13 protein-coding genes are annotated in these 21,527 nt (G+C 56.1%); 7 read left to right on the forward strand and 6 right to left on the reverse strand.

All coding sequences use genetic code 11. The features are described from left to right. Positions 1 to 167 precede the first annotated feature (167 nt). The 5 genes from VAE57_RS12775 to recO form a co-directional block, all read right to left on the reverse strand. Complete coding sequence (locus VAE57_RS12775) at positions 168 to 407, reverse strand: hypothetical protein (RefSeq protein ID WP_322822258.1); 240 nt, start codon at positions 405 to 407, stop codon at positions 168 to 170. Positions 408 to 1,350: 943 nt separating this feature from the next. Then, positions 1,351 to 4,149 (reverse strand): C1 family peptidase, encoded by a 2,799-nt coding sequence (locus tag VAE57_RS12780; protein ID WP_322822259.1) that lies wholly within the window; start codon positions 4,147 to 4,149, stop codon positions 1,351 to 1,353. Positions 4,150 to 4,223: 74 nt separating this feature from the next. Beyond that, entirely contained in the window at positions 4,224 to 5,045 is an 822-nt protein-coding gene (locus VAE57_RS12785) for a purine-nucleoside phosphorylase (protein ID WP_322822260.1), read from the reverse strand. 56 nt (positions 5,046 to 5,101) lie between these two features. Next, entirely contained in the window at positions 5,102 to 5,791 is a 690-nt protein-coding gene (locus tag VAE57_RS12790; RefSeq protein ID WP_322822261.1) for a PH domain-containing protein, read from the reverse strand. Between the two features lie 45 nt (positions 5,792 to 5,836). Beyond that, complete coding sequence (gene recO / locus VAE57_RS12795) at positions 5,837 to 6,592, reverse strand: DNA repair protein RecO (protein WP_322822262.1); 756 nt, start codon at positions 6,590 to 6,592, stop codon at positions 5,837 to 5,839. 284 nt (positions 6,593 to 6,876) lie between these two features. Between recO and smc the strand changes: the two genes are divergently transcribed. The 4 genes from smc to VAE57_RS12815 all read left to right on the forward strand — a co-directional run bounded on the left by smc (position 6,877) and on the right by VAE57_RS12815 (position 13,536). Continuing rightward, positions 6,877 to 10,437, forward strand: coding sequence for a chromosome segregation protein SMC (gene smc, locus VAE57_RS12800; RefSeq protein ID WP_322822263.1), 3,561 nt, complete (start codon positions 6,877 to 6,879; stop codon positions 10,435 to 10,437). Beyond that, positions 10,434 to 11,054 (forward strand): hypothetical protein, encoded by a 621-nt coding sequence (locus VAE57_RS12805; protein WP_322822264.1) that lies wholly within the window; start codon positions 10,434 to 10,436, stop codon positions 11,052 to 11,054. The genes smc and VAE57_RS12805 overlap by 4 nt, the downstream gene beginning before the upstream one ends. A 457-nt stretch (positions 11,055 to 11,511) precedes the next feature. Then, positions 11,512 to 12,909 carry a hypothetical protein gene (locus tag VAE57_RS12810; RefSeq protein WP_322822265.1) on the forward strand — a complete coding sequence of 466 codons (1,398 nt, stop codon included), beginning with the start codon at positions 11,512 to 11,514 and terminating at the stop codon, positions 12,907 to 12,909. A 21-nt stretch (positions 12,910 to 12,930) separates the two neighbouring features. Continuing rightward, positions 12,931 to 13,536 carry an Eco29kI family restriction endonuclease gene (locus tag VAE57_RS12815; RefSeq protein WP_322822266.1) on the forward strand — a complete coding sequence of 202 codons (606 nt, stop codon included), beginning with the start codon at positions 12,931 to 12,933 and terminating at the stop codon, positions 13,534 to 13,536. Between the two features lie 73 nt (positions 13,537 to 13,609). On the opposite strand, the gene VAE57_RS12820 is transcribed toward VAE57_RS12815, so the two are convergent. Continuing rightward, positions 13,610 to 13,876 carry a hypothetical protein gene (locus VAE57_RS12820; protein WP_322822267.1) on the reverse strand — a complete coding sequence of 89 codons (267 nt, stop codon included), beginning with the start codon at positions 13,874 to 13,876 and terminating at the stop codon, positions 13,610 to 13,612. Between the two features lie 296 nt (positions 13,877 to 14,172). Here VAE57_RS12820 and VAE57_RS12825 point away from each other — a divergent pair, with 296 nt between their 5' ends. The 3 genes from VAE57_RS12825 (at position 14,173) to dnaG (ending at position 21,030) form a co-directional block, all read left to right on the forward strand. Then, entirely contained in the window at positions 14,173 to 16,200 is a 2,028-nt protein-coding gene (locus tag VAE57_RS12825) for a PQQ-binding-like beta-propeller repeat protein (protein WP_322822268.1), read from the forward strand. Positions 16,201 to 17,954: 1,754 nt separating this feature from the next. Further along, positions 17,955 to 19,025 carry a deoxyguanosinetriphosphate triphosphohydrolase gene (locus tag VAE57_RS12830; RefSeq protein ID WP_322822269.1) on the forward strand — a complete coding sequence of 357 codons (1,071 nt, stop codon included), beginning with the start codon at positions 17,955 to 17,957 and terminating at the stop codon, positions 19,023 to 19,025. A 37-nt stretch (positions 19,026 to 19,062) separates the two neighbouring features. After that, a complete protein-coding gene (gene dnaG, locus VAE57_RS12835) occupies positions 19,063 to 21,030 on the forward strand; it encodes a DNA primase (protein WP_322822270.1) in 1,968 nt (655 codons plus the stop codon). Positions 21,031 to 21,527 lie beyond the last annotated feature (497 nt).

The following is a 21,527-nucleotide window of genomic DNA, read 5'->3' on the forward strand; positions in this document are numbered from 1 at the left end:
TCAACCGGCCCCTTTCTTTGTTTACAAATCCATGCTATGACCATTACAGACTGGACGGATAAGACATACAGCAGCAGGACGTTTCGAGACTGTCTAACTGTGCTCCGATAGCTCGTTATAGCTGTACGTTAGACAATCGTCACACCTTGCCATCAACAATGTCAGGCTCAGGCAATATTGGTTGGTTCGTCATGCTGGAGCAACAACAGGCTACCACGGAGTGCGACGAGATCGGCTTCTGACAGCGATGCCAGCAGTTGATCGTGAACTGAGGTCGCGCCATTGAGAAGTAGTAATGCCTTGAAGGCAAGTGGCCACGCCGGATCGGCAATCTCAGCGGGCAGGGAGTGATTACCAGTAAAAGGAATTTGCGGTAACGTGTATGGTGTACGACGAGCAGCGGTCATGGGTTCTCCTCTCAATCTGTATTACTGGTAGTGTAGTCGGAAATGATCTGTACGTCAAGAGTCAGAGTGACACTGCACCATGGAGTATGACGCTGCGTGCGGTGAGGTTACATCACAAAAGCTGGTGTAGTAGAAGTCAGCGCACCCTATCTAACACGTTGCCTCGACACTGCATCTGCGCACTGCACCGCTGTGCGCACGCTGGTATCTTCATATATGCCATCCCACTGGGCTATCGTGCGCCTGTCGTCCAGGCGCATGACCGCGTGCCAGCCCGTGCTGGATGGATTGCCGTACCTGCTCGTGATGCACCTGTCGCCGCGTTTGGAGTGCGGCAGCATAGCTGCCGCAACAGCCGTACTCTCGATCCGGCGCGTGGGACATCGTTACCCCTCCGGGTCACGGGGATGCGGGATGTGTTCGTTTCGTTCATCGAGCCGCTCAGGCCGGCATGCGACACCTGCGCGTAGACGTGTTGTGGCACCGGGTTCGTGCCTGCGCACCAGCAGCCACGGCCAACACCTGACGGCGATGGAGAGGACGCCTACACGCGGAGGAGCGCTTGCAGCCCGGCTAACGCAGCGTGACATGTGGGTAATGCATATCTCCAGCAGGATCAGGCTGAGGTGAGGGCGTGTCGCATACCATCGCTGAGAGCAGCGCACGCCTGACCTGCTTCCAATGATCACTCCGGTGCTGCCCCTAGATGCAACTGCACGTGAAACTGTAGGGGCGACGCATACGTTGTCCCTACGACTCACCGGTAGCACACCTGGTAACGCTTCACTACCAGGATCACACCTGCACGATGCACTGCTGGACAGTAAGGGGCACGGCATGCCGTGCCCCTACAACTCGCGTTCCCATCGGACAACCTGTTCAGACATCCTGGTCATGCGCCAATGGCGCACGCCTCCAGCGTTCTAGCGGAGCCAAGACCCGCTCAGATCGCCAGCCGCGCTGCCGGATCACCGAGCAGCATATAGTTGCGCGCATCATTCCGTGCCATCCAGAGCGTCGAAAGCTCACGCGGTTCGGGTTGCTTGCCAAACTTGATGTTCTCCAGCTCTTCGGCCAGGGTGAGCGAACGGGCGGCCTGGATGATGTTGAACTGATCGGTCGCACTCCCTAGTCGTTTCCCGGTTACCAGACGCCCGATCACATCTTCAAAACTCTGGGTTTGACCACGAGCGCCATCCAGGCTAAACCCATACGTCCAGGCTCGTTCAACATGGCCAACCACACCCAGCGCACCGCGCAACAGCATCTGCTGCGGCAGTTGGGCTACGAACGTGAAGGGGGCAATAATCGGGCGACCTTTTTCGGGGTCGAAAATGAATTCGTCGTGCTGTGGACAACCGGCGCCGTAACAGGCAAAGATCAGAGCAACCATCCCCTCAAGTGAAAGATTGGTCGGCAAGTCTTCCGCCGCAAACCAATGCTCGCGCTTGATCCCACCAAAGCCGGTCCAGTCTTGCGTCACTAACGCACCTTGATAGGGAATAAGCTCGCGATCAGTGGCCGGTAATCCCAGCCCGTGGGTGGCACTAAAGAGGATCGCCGGCGGTTGATTACCATCGCGCAGGGCCAGTTCGAGATTGCTCCGTGTTGCATCACCGGCCAGCAGGAGCCGTTTGGCAAAGCCCTGTTTTTGCGGCAAGCCACGTTCGTGCCATTTAGCCAGCGGGGTCACCAGTTCGAGCGCGCTACGCTCGGTTGATTTATCGAGATCGTGGCGCGTACCGAAATAGACAATCTCGCGCCGCAGACGAACCTCTCGTGCTGCCCGCCGTTCGTAATCAACCAGCCGTTGGGCATAGGTACGATAATCGGCGTAGCGATGATGCCCACGTTCATCCGTAAAACAGAGCCGACCTACACCCCAGAAGATATCGAGTTCATATTGGAAATTGAAACTGATAAACGCCCGGTCGTTCTCAGCCAGTGGTCCCGGACGAGCAGCAATCAGGAGATAGAAAGGCACACCCTGACTCGGTTTGACAGGGCCGGCCATTGTACCGTGGCGGGCCAGCCAGGCGTTCACCCGTTCACCGGGGCGATGCACCAGGACTGGCGCACGCTGCTCCCATGGTTGCTTTGGATCGGCATAGCGTCCGGCCCACTCGGCACAGGTTTCCCCCTGGTGAAAGTCAACTACCGGTAGCACAATGCCCTGCTGCTGCGCCCGATGCTCAATCAACGGCCAGAGCGCCTCGATCAGACGCACATCGTCGGTTGCGCTAACCACTAGCGCCCAACGCGCCTGCGCCAAATCTTCCTGATCGACTTCGGCGACGACACCAAAATGCTTTTCCTCGGCTTCATTGCGGGTTTTGTGGAGTGCGTGCAAGTCTTTCGGGTCTTCACTGTGCTGGGCCAGCTCACTGGCCCGCTTTGCATCAATGCGCAGAAGCAGCTCGCCACGCCGGCCATCGATACCGTTTGGATACAATTCATCGGGACTCTGATCATCGGCCACCAGGATTAGCGGGCTGCTGTAGCCGGTCACCACCGGCACTGTCGGCTCAGCGGGAGCGACCGGCACGGCTTCGGTGTCCGCCGCACTTACCGCCGGCTGGACACCGGCCAGGGCCTGTACCCGCTCGATCAAGGCGTCGAGCCGGCTCCGCAGGGCCTGCATCTCGGTCAGGATGGCAGTGAGTTCGTCAGGTGCAGCCTTGCCCAGCACGGGAGCGACCGGTTCCGGCTGTTCAATAATCACACCCGTGGCAACCAGGGCGGCCAGGCCCTCATCGAAGATCAGTTGGTACGGTACGTAGCAATATCCCGGCCCATCAGGATTCTCACTTGCCCAATCACTACCCCACGAATTACGCACGATGAAGTAACCACCGCCAGGTGCTGTCGGGTCATCGCGATAGCCCAGCGCACACATCGCGTGCCCACCCAGACGTTGCTCACCGGGCAGTGCCCGCCGTACACGCCCGATCCGACGCACCTGTCCACTACTCGTCCAATGCTCACCGATCATCAAGCCGATTAGCACTGGTCGACCGGCAGCCAGTGCGGCTTTAATCTGTTGCACATCGCGCGCCGGCAATTGTTCGACTGCCGCCAGTCGGCGTTGTTTTGCCTCCTGAAACGCAGCCGGACTCGGCCGTTCGTGACCAGGGTTCTGGTTATCAACTGGCTCCGGCCGGTAGGGCCACGTCTCTTCACGACACACCCCCAACTCGGCCACTGCCCGCATCGCGACCAGCGGATTGGTGCCAACATCGCCGGGAATCCGGTCACGATCCTTGCTAATCCAGTAAATAAACTGCTCGGAAAGATCGGTTGGGTCTTTGCTCAGGATTTGCACCATCGCCGCAATGCTAAAGGCGACACACGTATTGCGCGGCCCCTGGCTCACCGGTGGGGGCAGATTCAACAGTGGCGGCACCTCTGCCGGCAGTCCAACTGGTGGACTAAACACCGTCGCATCAACTTCGGGCAGATCATCGAAAATGGCGCCGGTACCAACTGGTTCCATTGCCACATCGACACTGAACGAGCTGGCGTCAGGCACCACATCCAGCGCCGCCATCACCATCGCTCGCACATCATCTTCGCTGCGCCCCAACACCTGCGCTAGCGCAGCCAGACCGCTGCCCAAACCGGTATTGGCGGCCCGTGCCGTCGCCACCAGCTCTTCGACGCTGGTGATCCAATAGGCAGCCAATGCCGTTCGGGTTGCGTCATCAATGGCGGCCACTGCGGTCAATGGTGTGAGTGTGCGCATAGCAAATTCCCATCTCTAGCATCAATCTTCCGGGCAAGCCGTGTCGGGCAATTGGGTCTCGTTATCCGGCAACATTACTCCATCCGAGCCAGGATACCGCGCAGCAGAGCGGCAAATTTTGGTTTGGCCGCTTCACCGGCTTCAATCACCTCTTCATGGTTAGCCGGCGGGCCATCTGGCAAGGCCAGATTCGTTATCAAGGAAAAGCCCAGCACCCGCATTCCGCCGTGTATCGCCACAATAATCTCCGGCGCAGTTGACATACCGACCGCATCGGCTCCCAATGTGCGCAGCATCCGCAACTCGGCGGCACTCTCGAAATGAGGGCCACTCAGCATACAATAGACACCCTCGCGCAACGTGATGCCCAGATCGGCTGCTACTGCGCGGGTCAGCGGCACCAGATCATTATCGAAGGCGCCGACCATCGCCGGAAACCGCGGCCCCAGCCGCTCGTCATTCGGGCCGCGCAGCGGATGATGACCGGCCATCCCTGGTAGAAAGATCTGGTCACTGATCCGCATAATATCACCAACCTGCCAGTCGGGGCGTAACCCACCGGCAGCGTTGGTGACAATTAGCGTCTCGCAGCCGAGGGCACGCAGCACCCGCACCGGAAAGGTCACTTCCTGCATGCTGTAGCCTTCGTAGAAATGAAACCGGCCACGCATCGCTGCTACCGGTTGACCGGCCAGCATCCCAACCGCCAGCTCACCACGATGACCAACGACTTTCGTCTCGTGAAAGCCGGGAATGTCGCGGTACGGAAGCACAACCGCATCAGTCATCTCATCAGCCAGCGCACTCAAGCCGGAACCAAGAATAAGGCCAACCCTTGGCAAGAGGCGCAGCCGCGGGACGATGGCTGCGCAAGCCTGTTCGATATCGTTGTACATTGACCACCTGTCGCTATCTACACCGATCCCGACGGGATCATGATCGAAACAATAGATCAAATACGGCTAAGCAAATCACGTTTCTTCGCCTCAAACTCTTCAGGCGACAGAATCCCCCGATCCCGTAGACGGGCCAGCTCTTCCAACGTGCGCTGAATATCAATCACCCCACCAACCGGCCGCCCGGGCACATAGCCATCGGTTTCCAGATAGCCATACCCACGTTCGAGATTGTGCTTCGCTTCCAGCAATGCCCGCTTGAATTCCAGTGGCGCTTCAATCCGATCCATCAAGTTCGCACCGTCGCTGCCGGACGCAGTGAGAATCTCGATGGTCCCGAAATTGAAGATGCGACCGAAAATGCTCTGGCGCAATTCAATATCGTTAATCTTTTCGAGTGAGGAATCAATCACCCGTTTGTTAAAAATCCCACGTACCTGCAAAACCCGGCGGTCAGTAATAACAATTTGCTCCGAGTTCCAGCGTAAAAAGTCGAGAAAACCACTGATCAGGACAATCACACTGATCACAATACAGATCAGCAAAATCAGATTGCTGATGCTGATAGATCCAATCATTGCTGTCGGATTATTTCGAAACGCCATATTTGAGGCGACACCGGCAGCAACCAGGACGGCAATCAACGACAATTCGGTCAAGATGTTCACAATTAACACAAAAATGTGCTGGCGGGCAATGTATAGAATTTGCTCTCCCCGCCCGAGCAGGCTTTCTACGTAACTCATGGCCCGCCCTCCTCTAATGTCGGCAGTGTCGTAACCATACCAGTACTACTGTGATGATAACAGATGATCGAGAAACCCGGCTGATTTAAGATCACGTTCGAGCAGCAGGCGTAAGCTGGCCCGCAAGAGCGTGGCGGCTTCTTGACGAGTCGCTGGTGAAATACGGAGTGCTTCAGCGACCGTTACGGGTTGCGCTTGCAGGTAGCGAAGCAGGCGAAAGGTCGGCTCGTTCATTGCGAGAGCGGCTGGATCGGCGGTGCGATCACGGGGGCAAAGCACACCACCGAGCGTCGGGCTATACCGGTCGGCAGCCGGTGTCAACAGCTCATTACACACCACGCAATAGTGCAATTGCGGACGGTAGCCAAGGATGTGGAGCAGGTGTAATTCAAAGCTCCGTAGTGTCAGTTCAGGATTGGCGCTGCAATCCAGCGCTTGCAGGGTTTCAACCAGAAGCTGAAACAGGAGAGGGTTTTCTTCCGACTCAGCAGCCAGGCGGTCGTACAATTCGGCCACGTAATACCCACACCCCAACCGTGTCAGATCGGCACGTAAGACCGGAAAGGCATGCACAATCTGACTTTGGGTGACAATATCAAGATTACGCCCCACAGCAAACATCATCTGCGCGTGGGTGAAGAGTTCAATGTGGCCGGCCAGCCGACTCTTCATCTTGCGCACACCTTTGGCGATAACCCATCGCTTGCCGGTTGGCGTAGCAATCAGGAGCAGACGATCGGCTTCGGCAAAATCGGTACGACGAAGAATAACCGCTTCGCTGCGATACACTCGCTCTCGCATGGAACCTGTCGCCATTACGCGCCGTCGGGCTGTACCGGCGATGCGCCTTGCGCGGGTGTGGTTGATGCAAGTCCCCGTCTGTAACACTCGTTGACTTGTCAGTCTGACCCGCAAAACAATTACCGTACTGTCGTTATGCACTCATGCACAATGAATGCCATATCCTTGCACGCTGTATTATAGCCGCTCGGAGAAGGCCGATCAAGCGATGTTTCACTTTACCACTTCGCCGGTCTGAAGTACAATAGTTCGTCGGTGTGCAAGTATCAGACAACGAAGGATCGATGTACCTCAAACGACTGGAAATTCAAGGTTTCAAGACATTCGCGACCCGTACCGTCTTTGAGTTTCAGCCCGGGATTACGGCTGTTGTCGGGCCAAACGGGAGTGGCAAATCAAACCTGGCCGATGCAGTGCGCTGGGTGCTTGGTGAGCAGAGTATGGCTGCACTCCGCTGTAAACAGGCCAGTGAGTTGCTGTTTGCCGGCGGCGGTAAGCGGCCACCGGCAGGACTGGCCGAGGTGGCGCTGACGATTGATAACAGTGACCGCCTCTTGCCCCTCGATTTCGACGAAGTGACAATTACCCGGCGCGTGACACGCACAGGCGAGAATGAGTATTTCATCAACCGCGCCCGTGTCCGACTGCGCGATCTGTTGGCCGCCGTCGAACCACTCGGCGGTTCCTATACGATTATCAATCAGGGTCTGGTTGATGCCGCCCTCACCCTGCGCCCGTCCGAACGCCGCCGGCTGTTTGAAGATGCAGCCGAAATCGGCGGGTTCGAGCTACACAAAGCCGAAGCCATCCGTCGCCTGCGCGAAAGCGAGACCAACTTGCAGCGTGTCGCCGACCTGCTGGCCGATCTCGAACCCCGCTTGCGCAGCCTGCGCCGCCAGGCCGGTCAGGCCCGCCAGTACCGCGAATGGCAGGCCGAACTCCACACGCTGCTGGCCCGCTGGCATCACGCCGGATGGCGCGAAGCGCAGGCTCAGGAGCAACAGGCCCGGCTGCAAACCCAACAGGCTGAAGACGAACTGGCCCGCCGGCGGGCCGTGCATGCCGGTGCAATGACCGCTGTTCAGGTACACCGGGCTGCCCTACGCGAACGACGTGAAGCGCTCGGCGAGTTGCATCATCAGGCGGCACTTCTGCATCAGCAGGCAGAAACGATCCAGCGCGATCTGGCAATCGCACAAGAACGGCTGGCCGCGACAATCCGGCGCAGTGAAGAGGTCGAACGGCAACTGGCCATGCTGAGCGACCGTCGCCAGGCGACAACCGATGAGCGTGATCGGATTGCTGCCCAACTGTCCCAGATTGAGCAAGAACTGATGACCATCCGGCAGCAGCTTACCATGGCCGAACGCGAACAACAGGCAGATGCTCAGACACGAGCGAATCTCGCCGCCGCACTCACCGCAGCCCAGGAACGCGCTTTGCAGGCGACACGCGCAGAGGCGCGTGTGCTCAGTCAGATTGATCAACTGACGGCCCAGCATGAACGGTTACATGGTGAAATTGAACGACTCGCAGCGACGTTACAGCAGGCAACTATCAATGCCACTACCGCCCAGGCCGCGGCTGCCAATGCGCAGATGGCTTTAACCGCTGCCGCGCAAGAATATCAGGAAAGCAGTGCAGTTGTCCAGACCACCAGGCAAGCCGTCGAACAGTTACGTCAAGCGCGTGCGGCACTCGATGAAGAGCGGGCCGGCTGCCGCCACACACTAGCTGAACGCGAGGCCCGTCTGGAAGCACTAACCCGTCTGGCCCGTTCCCATGCTGGAACATTTGCCGGCGTGCGCGCCGCACTCGAATGGGCTGAACGTCGCGGTCGCCGGTTCACCCTGGTACAGCAACTGATCCGGGTACCGCCCGAACTGGAGACTGCCATCGAAGTAGCGCTGGGTGCGCGCCTGCAACACATCGTGGTTGAGCAGTGGCGCGACGCCGAAGATGCCATCGCCGAACTCCGCCGCACCGGCGTGGGCCGGGCAACCTTTCTCCCGCTCGACACCCTACGCCGTCCGGATCACAGCCGTCGGCCTGCCTTCTCGTCCCAAGTCATTGGCGTGGCCTCAGAACTGGTCACCTGCGATCCCGATTACGCCATCGTCGTCGATCAACTCCTCGGTCGCACCCTCGTTGTCGCCGACCTGGCAACGGCACGCGCCGAAGTGCGCAATCTCCCCCCGGGCTGGACGATCGTCACCCTGGCCGGCGACCAGGTGCAGAGCGGCGGTGCAGTCACCGGCGGTGCGCCAACCAAAGAGAGCGGTGCCCTGCGCCGCGAACGTGAATTGCGCGAACTACCGGAACAGGTTGCCACCGCCCGATCAGCCCTGGCTGCCATTGACGAACGGCGCCAGGCACTTGATCAGGAGTTGCAGGCAACCATCACCCGCCTCCGCAACGCCGAACAGGCCGAACGCGAAGCTCAACGGCGACGCGATGCAGCCCGCAATGCACTGGAGCAGGCGCAACATCGTGCCCGCCAGAGCGAGCAAGAGCAGCAATGGCTGGTGAGCCAACAGGAACGTCTGCAACAGGAACTGACATCGCTAGCCGCCCAACTCACATCCCTGCGCGAACAACAAACCACATTGCGCCACGAGCGGTCAGTTGCCGAAGCCGAACTGGCGGCATTGCGCGAAAAGCAAGAACAGCAGGCACAGGCAGATCGGGCCGGACAAGAGCGGCTGGTCAATCTACGGGCCACGCTGACCGCCGGCGAAAGCCGGCAGCGCATGCTCGCCGAATTGCTTGCCGGCCACGAACGCACCCTGGCCGATCTCACGCGCCAGGCTCATGACCTCGAGGCGACCCTGAACGCACTTCATACCGAACGCATTGAGCGTGAAGCCGGTTACGCGACCATGATCACCCGGCAGCAACAGATCTTGAGCGACCTGCAAACTCTGCGGATTCACATCGAACCGCTGGAAGCAGAGATCAGTGCTGCGGAAGCCGAACTATCTCAGCTTGAAGCAGCCGAGGTTCAGGCAACCAACGACCTGCTGGCTGCGGAAGCCGAACACAGTCGGCTTGTGCGGGAAGCGCAACGCACCAGCGACCGGCTCGAAACGCTCTTCGAGCGCGCCGCTGCCGATGGAGTCGATCTGACAACTCCACCGCCAGCAGAGGAAGGACCACCGCTGGCCGAACTACCGGCAGCCATCGAATCGTTACGGGCACGCATCCTGCGCCTTGGCGTCGTCAATCCACTCGCACTGGAAGAGTATGAAGAAGCGGCCAACCGCCATGCCTTCCTGACCAGCCAGGCTGCCGATCTGCACGCTGCCAGTGCCACCCTGCACCAGCTCATTGCCGAACTCGACGAAGCAATGCACACCCGCTTCGAGCACACCTTCAATGCAGTAGCCGGCGAATTCAGTGCCGTATTCCAGGAACTCTTTGGTGGTGGCAGTGCCCGCCTCGAACTCGTCGAAAGCACCGACAGCGACGAGAACAACGGCAAGCGCACTGCGCCAGGCGTAGAGATCATTGCCCGTCCACCGGGCAAACGACCGCAAAACATCGCCCTCCTCTCCGGCGGTGAACGCACACTCACGGCAGTGGCGCTCCTCTTCGCCATCCTGAAAGTCAACCCCAGCCCCTTTTGCATTCTCGACGAAACCGACGCCGCACTCGACGAGAGCAACATCGGGCGATTCCGCACCATGCTCCAGCGCCTCACCGACCGTACCCAGTTCATTGTCATCACCCACAACCGTGGTACGATAGAAGTAGCCGACACCCTGTACGGCGTGAGCATGGGTGACGACGGAGCATCGCGGGTTGTCTCGCTGCGTGTCGCCGAATACGTGGGAACAGCGCCATGATCAATGCTGCCGAATTAAGCGACATTCTGAGTGGTCGCGTCGGATCAATCACCATCACCCCCACCGGTGAGCGGCGGATCGACGATCCGCCGCCGGGGGCAATCCTGCCCGGCAGCTTCAACCCGTTGCACGCAGGCCATCTCGGCATGCAACGAGCCGTGGTTGTTATGACCGGCAAGCCCGTCCACTTCGAGCTAACAGTGCGAAACGCCGACAAAGGCGAACTCGCGCTTGAAGAGATTGAACGTCGGGTCGCTCAATTCCAGCACCGCCACCACGTCATCCTCGCCGCCGCCCCCCTCTTCGTCCAGAAAGCTCGCCTCTACCCCGGTCGGGCATTCGTCCTCGGCTACGACACCGCCCTGCGCCTCGTCACCCCTCGCTACTACGGCGACGAAGCGGCCATGTTCGCCGCCTTCGCCGAACTGGCTGCTGCCGGATGCCGCTTCTTCGTCGCCGGACGCCAGATCAACGGGCGCTTCTACACCCTCGCCGATCTGCAATTGCCGGCAGGCTACGAACAGCTCTTCACCCCCATCCCCGAAGACCTCTTCCGCCGGGATATTTCTTCGACGGAGTTGCGGGAACGGCGAGCGCGGGAGCGGGGCAGCAATTGAAATCTGGTAAATAATCCAGAACTTATTTCATAAAAAGCTGTACTGTCGCACTCTAATAACCATCTCCGGTGTCATCACACGCCGGATTGGTTGCCTTGCTCGCTCATCATCCACCTATTGCGCAGTTTGGCGTGCGGCAGCCATGCTGCCGCGCCAACCATGCTCACGATCCGGCGCGTGGCATGCCATTGACCCGGCTGGTCACACGGATACCAGGTGTGCTCGCCACGAACAATGGAGGCGGTCGGCAATGAATGAGATACCTTCATAGTAGATGTTTTTTGAAACAGGTTCTAGTTCCCATCGACGTGCTACGTCTTGTCTCAGGGTGGCAACTCAGGGTTATTCGCATCCTCTGTGTTCTCCGTGCCTCTGTGGTGACAAAGGAGCAACCCTGGGTGTATACTGATGAAAAGTTTTTGCCATAGCCACGGTACTCTGCAAGGGAGGTTCTGTTGTGCCGACTCAGCTCACCCTCAACTTACAAACAAACACTCTTGAATCTGATCGAACAGTGACCTTCCGCGACTCAGCCTTCGAGCAGAATAAGCAAGATCCCATCCACCGTTGGGTACCCTGGATAGCAGGCTTTTCTGCAGGTTTTGTTAACGATATTCTTCAACACTATCTTCTGCCGCAACAGAGGCACCACGTGCGCATCCTTGACCCATTTGCCGGGGTAGGTACGACCCTCGTGGAAGGGTTACGACGTGGGTATAACGTGGTAGGCTTTGAGATCAATCCATTTGCCGCCTTTGCATCAAGGGTAAAATGTTCGGCTTTCAAGATTGACCCCCAGGATCTGAGAAATACGATACAAGAAATTGTTGAGAAAGCAAAAGAGCGTACTGCACCGCTTGATGATGCGTTTGTGAACGGTGACGATCCGATCCGCTGCTCACCAGAACCAACATCGCGTCCGCCCGCACATTTCCGTACCCGCGTTCCGTTCTTCAGCCCATTCGTTGAACGTAAGGTTCTGCATTGTCTTGACATCATTCATGAAATCTCTCACCTATCGATTCGCGAGTTAGCACTTCTGGCATTGGGTTCCATTCTCGTACAGGTATCAAATTATTCCTATGAACCAAGTCTTGGATCACGTGTTGCAGCCGGTAAAGCCAATGTCATTAACGCAGATGTTACCGGTCTATTGGCGGCAAAGCTTCGTATGATGCACGACGATATCCTCGTGTATCGTGGTGACATGGCACGATGGACACCATTCCCAACAGCCGAGATCATTCACGATAATGCGCTTCAACTTCAACACACACTCCCGGCCGAATCTATTGACATTATCATTACTTCACCACCATATCTCAACAATTATCACTACATTCGCAATACACGACCACAGTTGTTTTGGCTCAACTTTGTAACAAACCCTACCGAACTCAGATCATTCGAGCAAAACAATTTCGGTAAATACTGGCAAACAGTACGAGACACAGATCCATCGAGGCTTACATTCCCTTTATCCGAACTAGAGTCAATAATCGATCAAATTGCAACGAGAAATACCGATAAAGGATCGTATGGTGGAAGAGGCTGGGCAAACTATGTGGTAGCGTACTTCAATGATTGCTATCGGATGTGTATGAATATGCAGTATGTGCTTAAACCAAACGCAGTAGCCGTTTTTGTTTTAGGCAATTCTATTATTCAAGGAATTGAAGTGCCAACAGATCGCTTCTTTGGTGAAATTGGCATGCTCTGCGGATTGCATCTTGAGCGTATTCATCTTCTCCGTGAGAAACGGGTAGGGAACAGTATCATCAACTCATCAATTCGTAACGGACAATCAAAACAGGCTACTTTGTACGAAACTGCTGTCATACTCCGCAAAGGATAAGAAACGTCAGATTTGAATACTATGGAGCCATTCAACCCATTGGGTAAGAGAAATCTAGCCATAAGTATTGCCCAGGCTCTGCTTGCGAAACAAATGGAACCGCTCCCTCCAGCCCAATCATTCACGGGAGCCGGTATCTATGCCATCTATTACACAGGTCAACACATGCCATATCCACTCTATGAGCCTGTAGCCGTGAAGGAAGTTGCCAACGAAAACGTAGAACCAATCTACGTTGGTAAAGCCGTACCATACGGTACAAGAACAGGCGGATTACAGACTTCACCGGGCACGGTTTTGTTTCATCGTCTGCGCGAACATGCGATATCGATAGCGCAAGTTACCAATCTTAGCCTTAACGACTTTCTATGTCGCTATTTAGTGGTTGATGATATCTGGATATCATTAGGTGAAGCCTTACTCATCGAGAGATTTGCCCCAATATGGAACACAACACTTTTTGGGTTTGGCAACCATGATCCCGGTAAAGGACGCTATAATCAGCAACGTTCGCCATGGGACACATTACATCCGGGACGTCCGTGGGCTGACCGATTGCAGCCGAATGCGAAAAGCGTCAATCAAATTGAGGCTGAAGTGCGAGCAGCGATATCCAGGCGAACATAGCAATCGAACATTCTTCCGGTCGGGCATTCATCCTCGGCTACGACACCGCCCTGCGCCTCGTCACCCCTCGCTACTACGGCGACGAAGCGGCGAACTGGCCGCCGCCGGATGCCGCTTCGTCGTCGCCGGACGCCAGATCAACGGGCGCTTCTACACCCTCGCCGATCTGCAATTGCCGGCAGGCTACGAACAGCTCTTCATTCCCATCCCCGAAGACCTCTTCCGCCGGGATATTTCTTCGACGGAGTTGCGGGAACGGCGAGCGCGGGAGCGGGGATGGTGAGAGCATAGCGAGGAAGGTAGGTTGGAAACGGAAGATAACCGTTTGTATTTGAGGCACAGAACGAGGATTTCAGCATCGATTCTAACACCATACACTGCATCCACACCTGATCACCTGAAGCAATCCATCCAGCAACGTACTCGCTTATGCATCCTGACCACAACACCCCACTTACTATATCACCGCCCTATTCCTATACCACGCTTTGCCCTTTTTTCCTATTTCCCCCCTCTTCCCGCAATGATACGATCACATTGACTGCGCCGACTCCATCGCGACGGCCAGTGCCTGCACGATGACAATTGCAATCTTGATGTTCAGACCTTCACCCGCAAAGGAATAGAAACACCACTATGAACATCACAGCTCGTGCCCTCATTTTGATCATCTCCCTGGTGACGCTAAGTGGAACAATCACCGCCCATCTCCCGCACCTCCGCGCCCAAAGTTCAACGGCGCTAAACATGGTACACGTGCCCCTGGTGATGAGTTCAGGACCTATCGGCAGCTCTTCCGGGGAGTGGAGCCAGCACGCCCACAACGCCCAGCATACCAGCTATACAGCGCAGGTTGTGCCACCCCCCTGGCGGTTGCGCTGGATCTGGAATGGTGTCGATGCCAGCGGTCGCGTGCGCAAAGTAACCAGCACCGGCTCACTGCCGCGCAACGTGCAGCCAGTGACCGGCGGTGGACGGGTCTACATCGCTGCTGGCGCTGATGGCGTCTTTGCCCTCAGTGAAAGCAGTGGGCAGCAACTCTGGCAGCGCAGCGGCATTGGTACTGTTACCTCGACAGTGGCTTACGATCACGACACCCAATCAGTCTTTGTCGTCTCGGCCAACGGCACCCTCTACAAACTGCGCACCAGCGATGGCGTTGTGCTGAGTCAATTTGCCACCGGTCAGAGTAGTACGCTGTCGCTGCCGCCAGCTCTTCTGCCTGATCGGGTACTCTTCGCGATGGGCAACTCGGTCTACGCGATCAACAAGCAGACGATGAAGCAGATCTGGGTCTACAACGCCGGCGCGACCGTGGCCGTACCTCCCGCCTACTCCTCTTCACGCGGCCTGGTCATCGTCGCTACCGAGCCAGACCTGTACGTACACGCTATTCGTAACAGCGACGGTGGACGACAATGGCGTATGCGCCCCGTGCATACGAGTCGTTCCTTCGCCGATCCCACCAGATACCGGTACGGCTGGCCGGTCATTGCCGACGGCGTCGGGTATGTCCTGGTGAAAGTGCAACTGGACTGGCACACCCTCTGGCGCGAATGGCCACAGACCAATAGCGCTATGCGGCAGATGCTGAGCCAGAATCCGGGTGATCAGGCGCTCTTCGTGCTTGATCTGGACGATGGAACAGTTCCTTTTATTGCCAATGTTGGCCACGGTGGCTACGGCGACAATGATTATATGCCGATGGGACCACAACCCGTTGTCAAACGATTACCCAACGGCAAAGAGGTCGTCTACATCATCATCCGCGCCCGCCATACCCACGATGCCCGCTGGGACTCCCACTTCGGCGAGATGGTGCTGGATAACACGACCGTGAGTGGGCTTACCGGCGGTGATGTGCGCTTTATCGCCTTCGACTGGCCACCCGGTGAGGCCAATCCGTACCTGCTCACCGATGAACAGCCCAATGTTTCAATGGCGGGGGATATTCTCTTCGGTGGGCATTGGGAGGCCGGTTTTGCCCTACGTATCCTGGATCGCTCGGATGCACGCGGAAGTTTCACCAACAAGATCACCAGCCAGCGCCTGCCCACAGTAGCCACCTCGCACGATAACCCGGGCACATGCTCTTTCAGCACTTCCCACTACTGCGCCCGTGGTCTCTACAACACCCGGCCCTATGACTTCGGCTTCTACATTTACTACAACCAGGGTACGGTATACGATAGATACTGGAGTGAATACGCGACCTGGGTTGTCAGTAACGAGAACCTCTATTTCCGTAGTGCCGATGGTGCAATTGTGGCGCTAACCGCCGGGAATCCGACAAGTGGATGGAATAATACGCCAATGCCGACGGTTGCCGACACCCCCCAAACCATTCCGGTGACCCATGAAGCGATCGTCATTCCACATACCGCCACTCGCGAATGGGCAGGACATACGGCTACGGTCACCGGTACGCTTCAGTATGTGGTTAACAACGGCAAGCAGGTGCTGCTCGGCTTCAGTAATCCCCACCAGGGAACCTTCAAAGCCATCATCCGCAAAGCGTACTGGTCACAATTCAGTGTATTGCCGGAGCAGATGTACCATATCGGTCAGCAGGTTGCCATCGTGGGTCAGATATCGTGGTATCAGGGCGATCCGGCGATCTTTGTGACAACGCCGGCCCAGATACAGGTGTTAGGTGCGGAGTGAGGGGAAGGAGGTACAGCTCGCATATTACACCGCTGCGGAGTTACGGGTGTGATGATTAGTTTACCCCCAATCCAGATCGCATTCAGCAAGCACTCTCGCCGATGAGACAGCGACTATTATAGCGCTTGCCGCTCTAACACGACAATAACTGTCTGAAACACGATACCGGTCGGGGTCGGTGAAAGAAATGCCTTCGCCGACCTCTTAGTAAACTCTGGAGAGGTTTTTCGGATTGGTAAGCAGGTTCATCGACACAGCAAGCACGGCACCGGATGGCACCACTTCCAACCGCCAGTTGCTGATACTCTGTACAACCTATGCACCTCTACACGGCGTTGCGATGCTTGACACAACAACCTCAGATAGTTAATCACCCTGATGATTCTTTGGGTGGTAGTCCTTGCATTAGATAGGGCCAACTGTTCCAAAGCGGGGCGGTTGAAAAGGAGTAAAAGGCACTCTTCCAACTTCTATGCAACGATGCGCGATCATCAGCAGCACTGGTAATGTACAGTGTTATCAACATTACCAACGCCTGAGCAACTCTGTTCAGTACCGTCATTAAGCAAGATTTTTCACTATCCCTGGTACTAGAAAGTGATTGACAAATAATTGCACAATGGAATATAATACATGCACTGAATCGGTCTTACTCGTAGAAAAATATGAATCTATCTAGCATTACAAATTTCCTTATCTCCTCATGCGTTGCTATACTTTTAGGTGTTATTACAAACTGGATTTCCGATGTGTTAAAAAGGAAAGGTTATCTTCCCGATCAACTAAATAACAAAACCTTCATCATTCTCGTTGTTTGTATTGTTACTCTAACCGCAATGCATTTTTATTAACACCACAATTTATTGATAAAAGAAATCCAGAATATTTACAACAAATAATACGAGACATCGACAGCTCTCAATCGGAAGAAGAGCGAAATCAGATTTCTCCTTACAGTGTTCTGCCTAATAGCCAAAGTGGGATTAGTGGAATACATGGACCAACAGGCGTAAATATACCACCCAACTGCTACGGTTTAGCCTGGAATGTTATAATTAATGGCGAAAGTTACAATGATAGTGTTGTGGTCATTTCACAACCAACAAATCTTGACATATTAGATGATCCTGTATATAAGGGGTATTACATAACGGTTTGTCACAAGAGGAATGTATTCTTGTCACCCGCAGCAATTGGCATGATCCAGGCCGCAATTATGGACAAAGCATATCCTTTGGGTAATAGCAGAAGATGGACCTGGTTTGTTCTTTATTAAACATAGGTAGAATCATCAGTGGTACTGTAACGTTCTGTAACTACTACGTATTACCCTACCGCTGATGTGTTCACCGAACAAGGCAGTCTTTAAACACTGGCACTTTTTGACATACCTCCCTCAACGATACCGCACACCCGACACCCTACGCACGGTAGTAGCAACGGCCCTGCAAAGTTATGCTGACGGGCACGAAAGAGCGCATTTTGATCCTGCTGCGCTTGCGACCTTTGCCAGTTATATGCGAGAACGGCTGATACAATCATAAACATTCGCAACCAGAGATACACGGCCAACGTCTGCCCAGCATTGGCTACATCACGAGCAGCGGATAGCGATATTGAAACAGGTTTCACGCGATACCACCTCACTGTGCCACCTCCCCGCCACTACCACCGAATGTATGTTAAAGTACAGCCGATCGCACCTGCTCACTCAAACTCGCGTCAGGCAAATACCGTATCAACGGAGCAAACTCATGTCGTACCCATCGATACGCGAAATGCGTGAGGCACTCGAAGCCCAAACCCTCTCGCCATATGCCGCCAGAAGTGCTGATGCCGTGCACGATGTTCCCGAACCTCCATGCCCCATCCGCACGGCATATCAACGCGACCGTGATCGGATTTTGCATTCCAAGCCGTTCCGACGTCTTAAGCATAAAACCCAGGTCTTTATCGCGCCACTCGGCGATCATTACCGCACCCGGCTTACCCATACGCTTGAGGTGACGCAGATTTCACGAACGGTTGCCCGTGCCTTGCGGCTGAACGAAGATTTGACGGAAGCCATCGGTCTGGGGCATGACATTGGTCACGCTCCGTTTGGTCACGCCGGTGAGAAGGCGTTGAGTCGCATCTGTCCCGGCCATTTTCGTCACAACGAGCAATCTCGTCGCATTGTTGAAGTACTCGAACAGAATGGAGCCGGCCTCAATCTGACGTTCGCTGTGCGCGAGGGGATACATTTCCACTCCAAAGCCCGGCGCGATATTACGGCAACTGCCTGGGGCACTGCCAGTACCCTCGAAGGCCAAATTATTAAGCTGTGTGATAGCGTGGCCTACATCAACCACGATATTGATGATGCGATCCGGGCCGGATTGCTGCGCAACGAAGACCTACCGGCTGAATGCGTGGCTGTGCTGGGCAACAGCCATAGTAAACGGATTGCGACTATGGTCAGCGATTTGATCTATCATAACTGGTGGGCTACCGGCGAAGGGGCGCCACCTGATCCGCCTGTGCTGACGATGAGTCAGCCCATTTTGACCGCAACCAATACGTTGCGCGAGTTTCTGTATCAGCACGTCTATCTTCGCCCTGAAGCCAAAGCCGAAGATGAGAAGGTGCGCTTTATTATTGAAACACTTTATCAACATTTCAACCGCCATCCCGAAGAGATTCCCGCCGAGCTGCGCACTATTGTCGAGCAACGCGGCGAGCCAATCGAACGAGCGGTGGTTGATTATATCGCCGGTATGACGGATCGCTATGCACTCGATACATTCAACCGCATCTTCGTCCCGCGTCTGTGGCACGTGCTATAACGCCTCTGGGCAGTAATCTGTCGGGTTGAGGAGGGTTATGAGCGTTATTGACGATATTAAAGCCAATATCGACATCGTTGACCTGATCAACTCGATGGGGGTTGGCCTGCGACGCAGCGGGCGCAGTTTTGTCGGTTTTTGTCCGTTCCATCCCAATACGCGCACACCAGCCTTTCACGTATATCCCGACACTCAGAGTTTCTATTGCTTCGGGTGCCACGCCTCCGGTACCGCCTTTGATTTTGTGATGCGCAAGCAGGGGTTGGATTTCAAAGGCGCCCTGGAGCTGCTGGCTGCAAGGGCCGGTATCCGGCTTGAGCCGAAAAATGATGCCCAGCGCCAGGAAGATGCGCGGCGGGCACGGTTACTTGAGATTAATGGTATCGCCGCTCGCTACTTTAACTATGTATTACTCAATCTCAGTCGCGGTGAACCTGGCCGCGATTACATCGCCAGGCGCGGGATCAACCAGGACGCGATTGATGCTTTTCAGATCGGTTATAGTCTCGATGACTGGAGCCATCTCTTTACCTATCTGCACGAAAAGAAGGGCTACAGTGTCGAAGACCTGATCACTGCCGGGCTGGTTATTCCCGGTGAACGTGGCCCCTACGACCGCTTTCGCAATCGGATTATCTTCCCAATCCGTAATATTCGCGGTGAGGTGATTGGCTTTGGCGGTCGCGCATTGGGTGATGCCCAACCCAAATATCTCAACACCCCGGAAACCCCGCTGTTCAAGAAGAGCGAGGTGCTGTACGGTTTAGACCTGGCCCGCGACGCGATTCGGACGGCCAACCGGGCGATTGTGGTTGAGGGGTATGTTGATGTGATTACCGCTCATCAGCACGGCTTTCGTAATGTGGTGGCGCCCCTGGGAACAGCCCTAAGCAAAGCTCATATCAACCAGCTTAAACGGCTCACCGATCAGGTCTACCTGGCGCTTGACGCCGATGCCGCCGGTCAGAAAGCAACTCTTCGCGGACTGGAAACCATCCGCACGACGAGCGAAGAGGAAGGCGAAGGGCGCATGGTGACCACGGCTCAGGGCATCGTTCGCCTGGAGAACGATGTAACCATCCGGATCATTCGCTTGCCGGCAGGACGTGATCCCGACGAGGTGATTGCTGCCGATCCCCAGCTCTGGCAAACCCTGGTCGATCAGGCTGCACCGGTGATGGATTTCTACCTTGAGGCGTACACTGCCGGTCTCGACATGCACGATCCGACCCAACAACGGCAGGCGCTTGAGCGGATCATTCCCCTCCTGAGTGAGCTTGACGGCGCTGCCCAGCGAGTCTATGTTGCTCGGGTCGAACAGCTTACCGGTGTCCGCAGCGAGTTAATCGTTGATCTCATTCGGGCACGTCTGCAACCGCCACGACGGAGCGAGCGTAACCGCACATCGCGGCCATCAGCACCGCCGTTACCGGCAACATCTCCGGTAAGCACTACACCACTCGATGAACACCGTCGCCACACTGAAGCCTACTTGCTGGCCCTGGCCCTGCGCTACCCCTCGGTGAATCTGGCCATCGAAAATCTGCTGGAGAATCTCAAAAAACAGCACCGCGACGCAGGTGCACTCTTTGGGGCCGGTTTGGAAGACCTGCTTGAAGAGCCACTGCATCAGGCGATCTGGCAGGCGTATCTGGCCACACCGCTTGAGTTGCGGCCAACCGACCCGGAAAGTTTGCAATTCTGGGTAGATACGCTCGGCGAGCCGTTAAGCAGCGAGGCCAAAGCCCTGCTAGAGATTCTGAACCGTCGCCCTGACGATGTCCGTTTCAGGCACGAAGCCGAACAATGTGCCCGTCTGTTACGCAAGGCGCAAATTATGGCTCGCATCCGTCGTTACAAAGAGCGGCTGGATGAATTGACTGATGAGGAAGAAATCCAACAGGTTTTGCAGCACATTCGCGATCTGAGCAGCTACGCCGAGCAGATCACACGTCCACGCCAATCGAGTACGTTTCCCGATTTACGCAATCTGCTCGGACAGTGAGGAGGGAGAAGGTAGGAGCGAGAAAATAGCAGCGAGAAGATAGGAAAGATGGTCTGTCCACATGTAGTGAGATCACGTTTCGGAGAGGACACCATTTACAGACAAAGGTGCCCGCATCGCGTAGTTTGGCGTGCGGCAGCCATGCTGCCGCGCCAGCCGTACTCACGATCAGGGAAGAGATGCAGTGGTTTCCCCCCCGGTCACAAGGCCAGTGCGACAGTCACACTTCCACAGGACTATTGGTAATAAAAAGCACACGCGGGCGAGGGGAGAGACACGCCCTCACCCCCAGCCCCTCTCCCGCACGCGGGCGAGGGGAGAGGCACGCCCTCACCCCCAGCCCCTCTCCCGCACGCGGGCGAGGGGAGAGACACACCCTCACCCCCAGCCCCTCTCCCGCACGCGGGCGAGGGGAGAGGCACGCCCCCAGCGGAGGCCACCCCCTTATCTCCTCCCCCCAGCGGAGGCCACCCCCTTATCTCCTCCCCCCAGCGGGG

Source organism: Chloroflexus sp. (assembly GCF_034434295.1).
In the GTDB taxonomy this organism is placed as follows: Bacteria; Chloroflexota; Chloroflexia; order Chloroflexales; family Chloroflexaceae; genus Chloroflexus.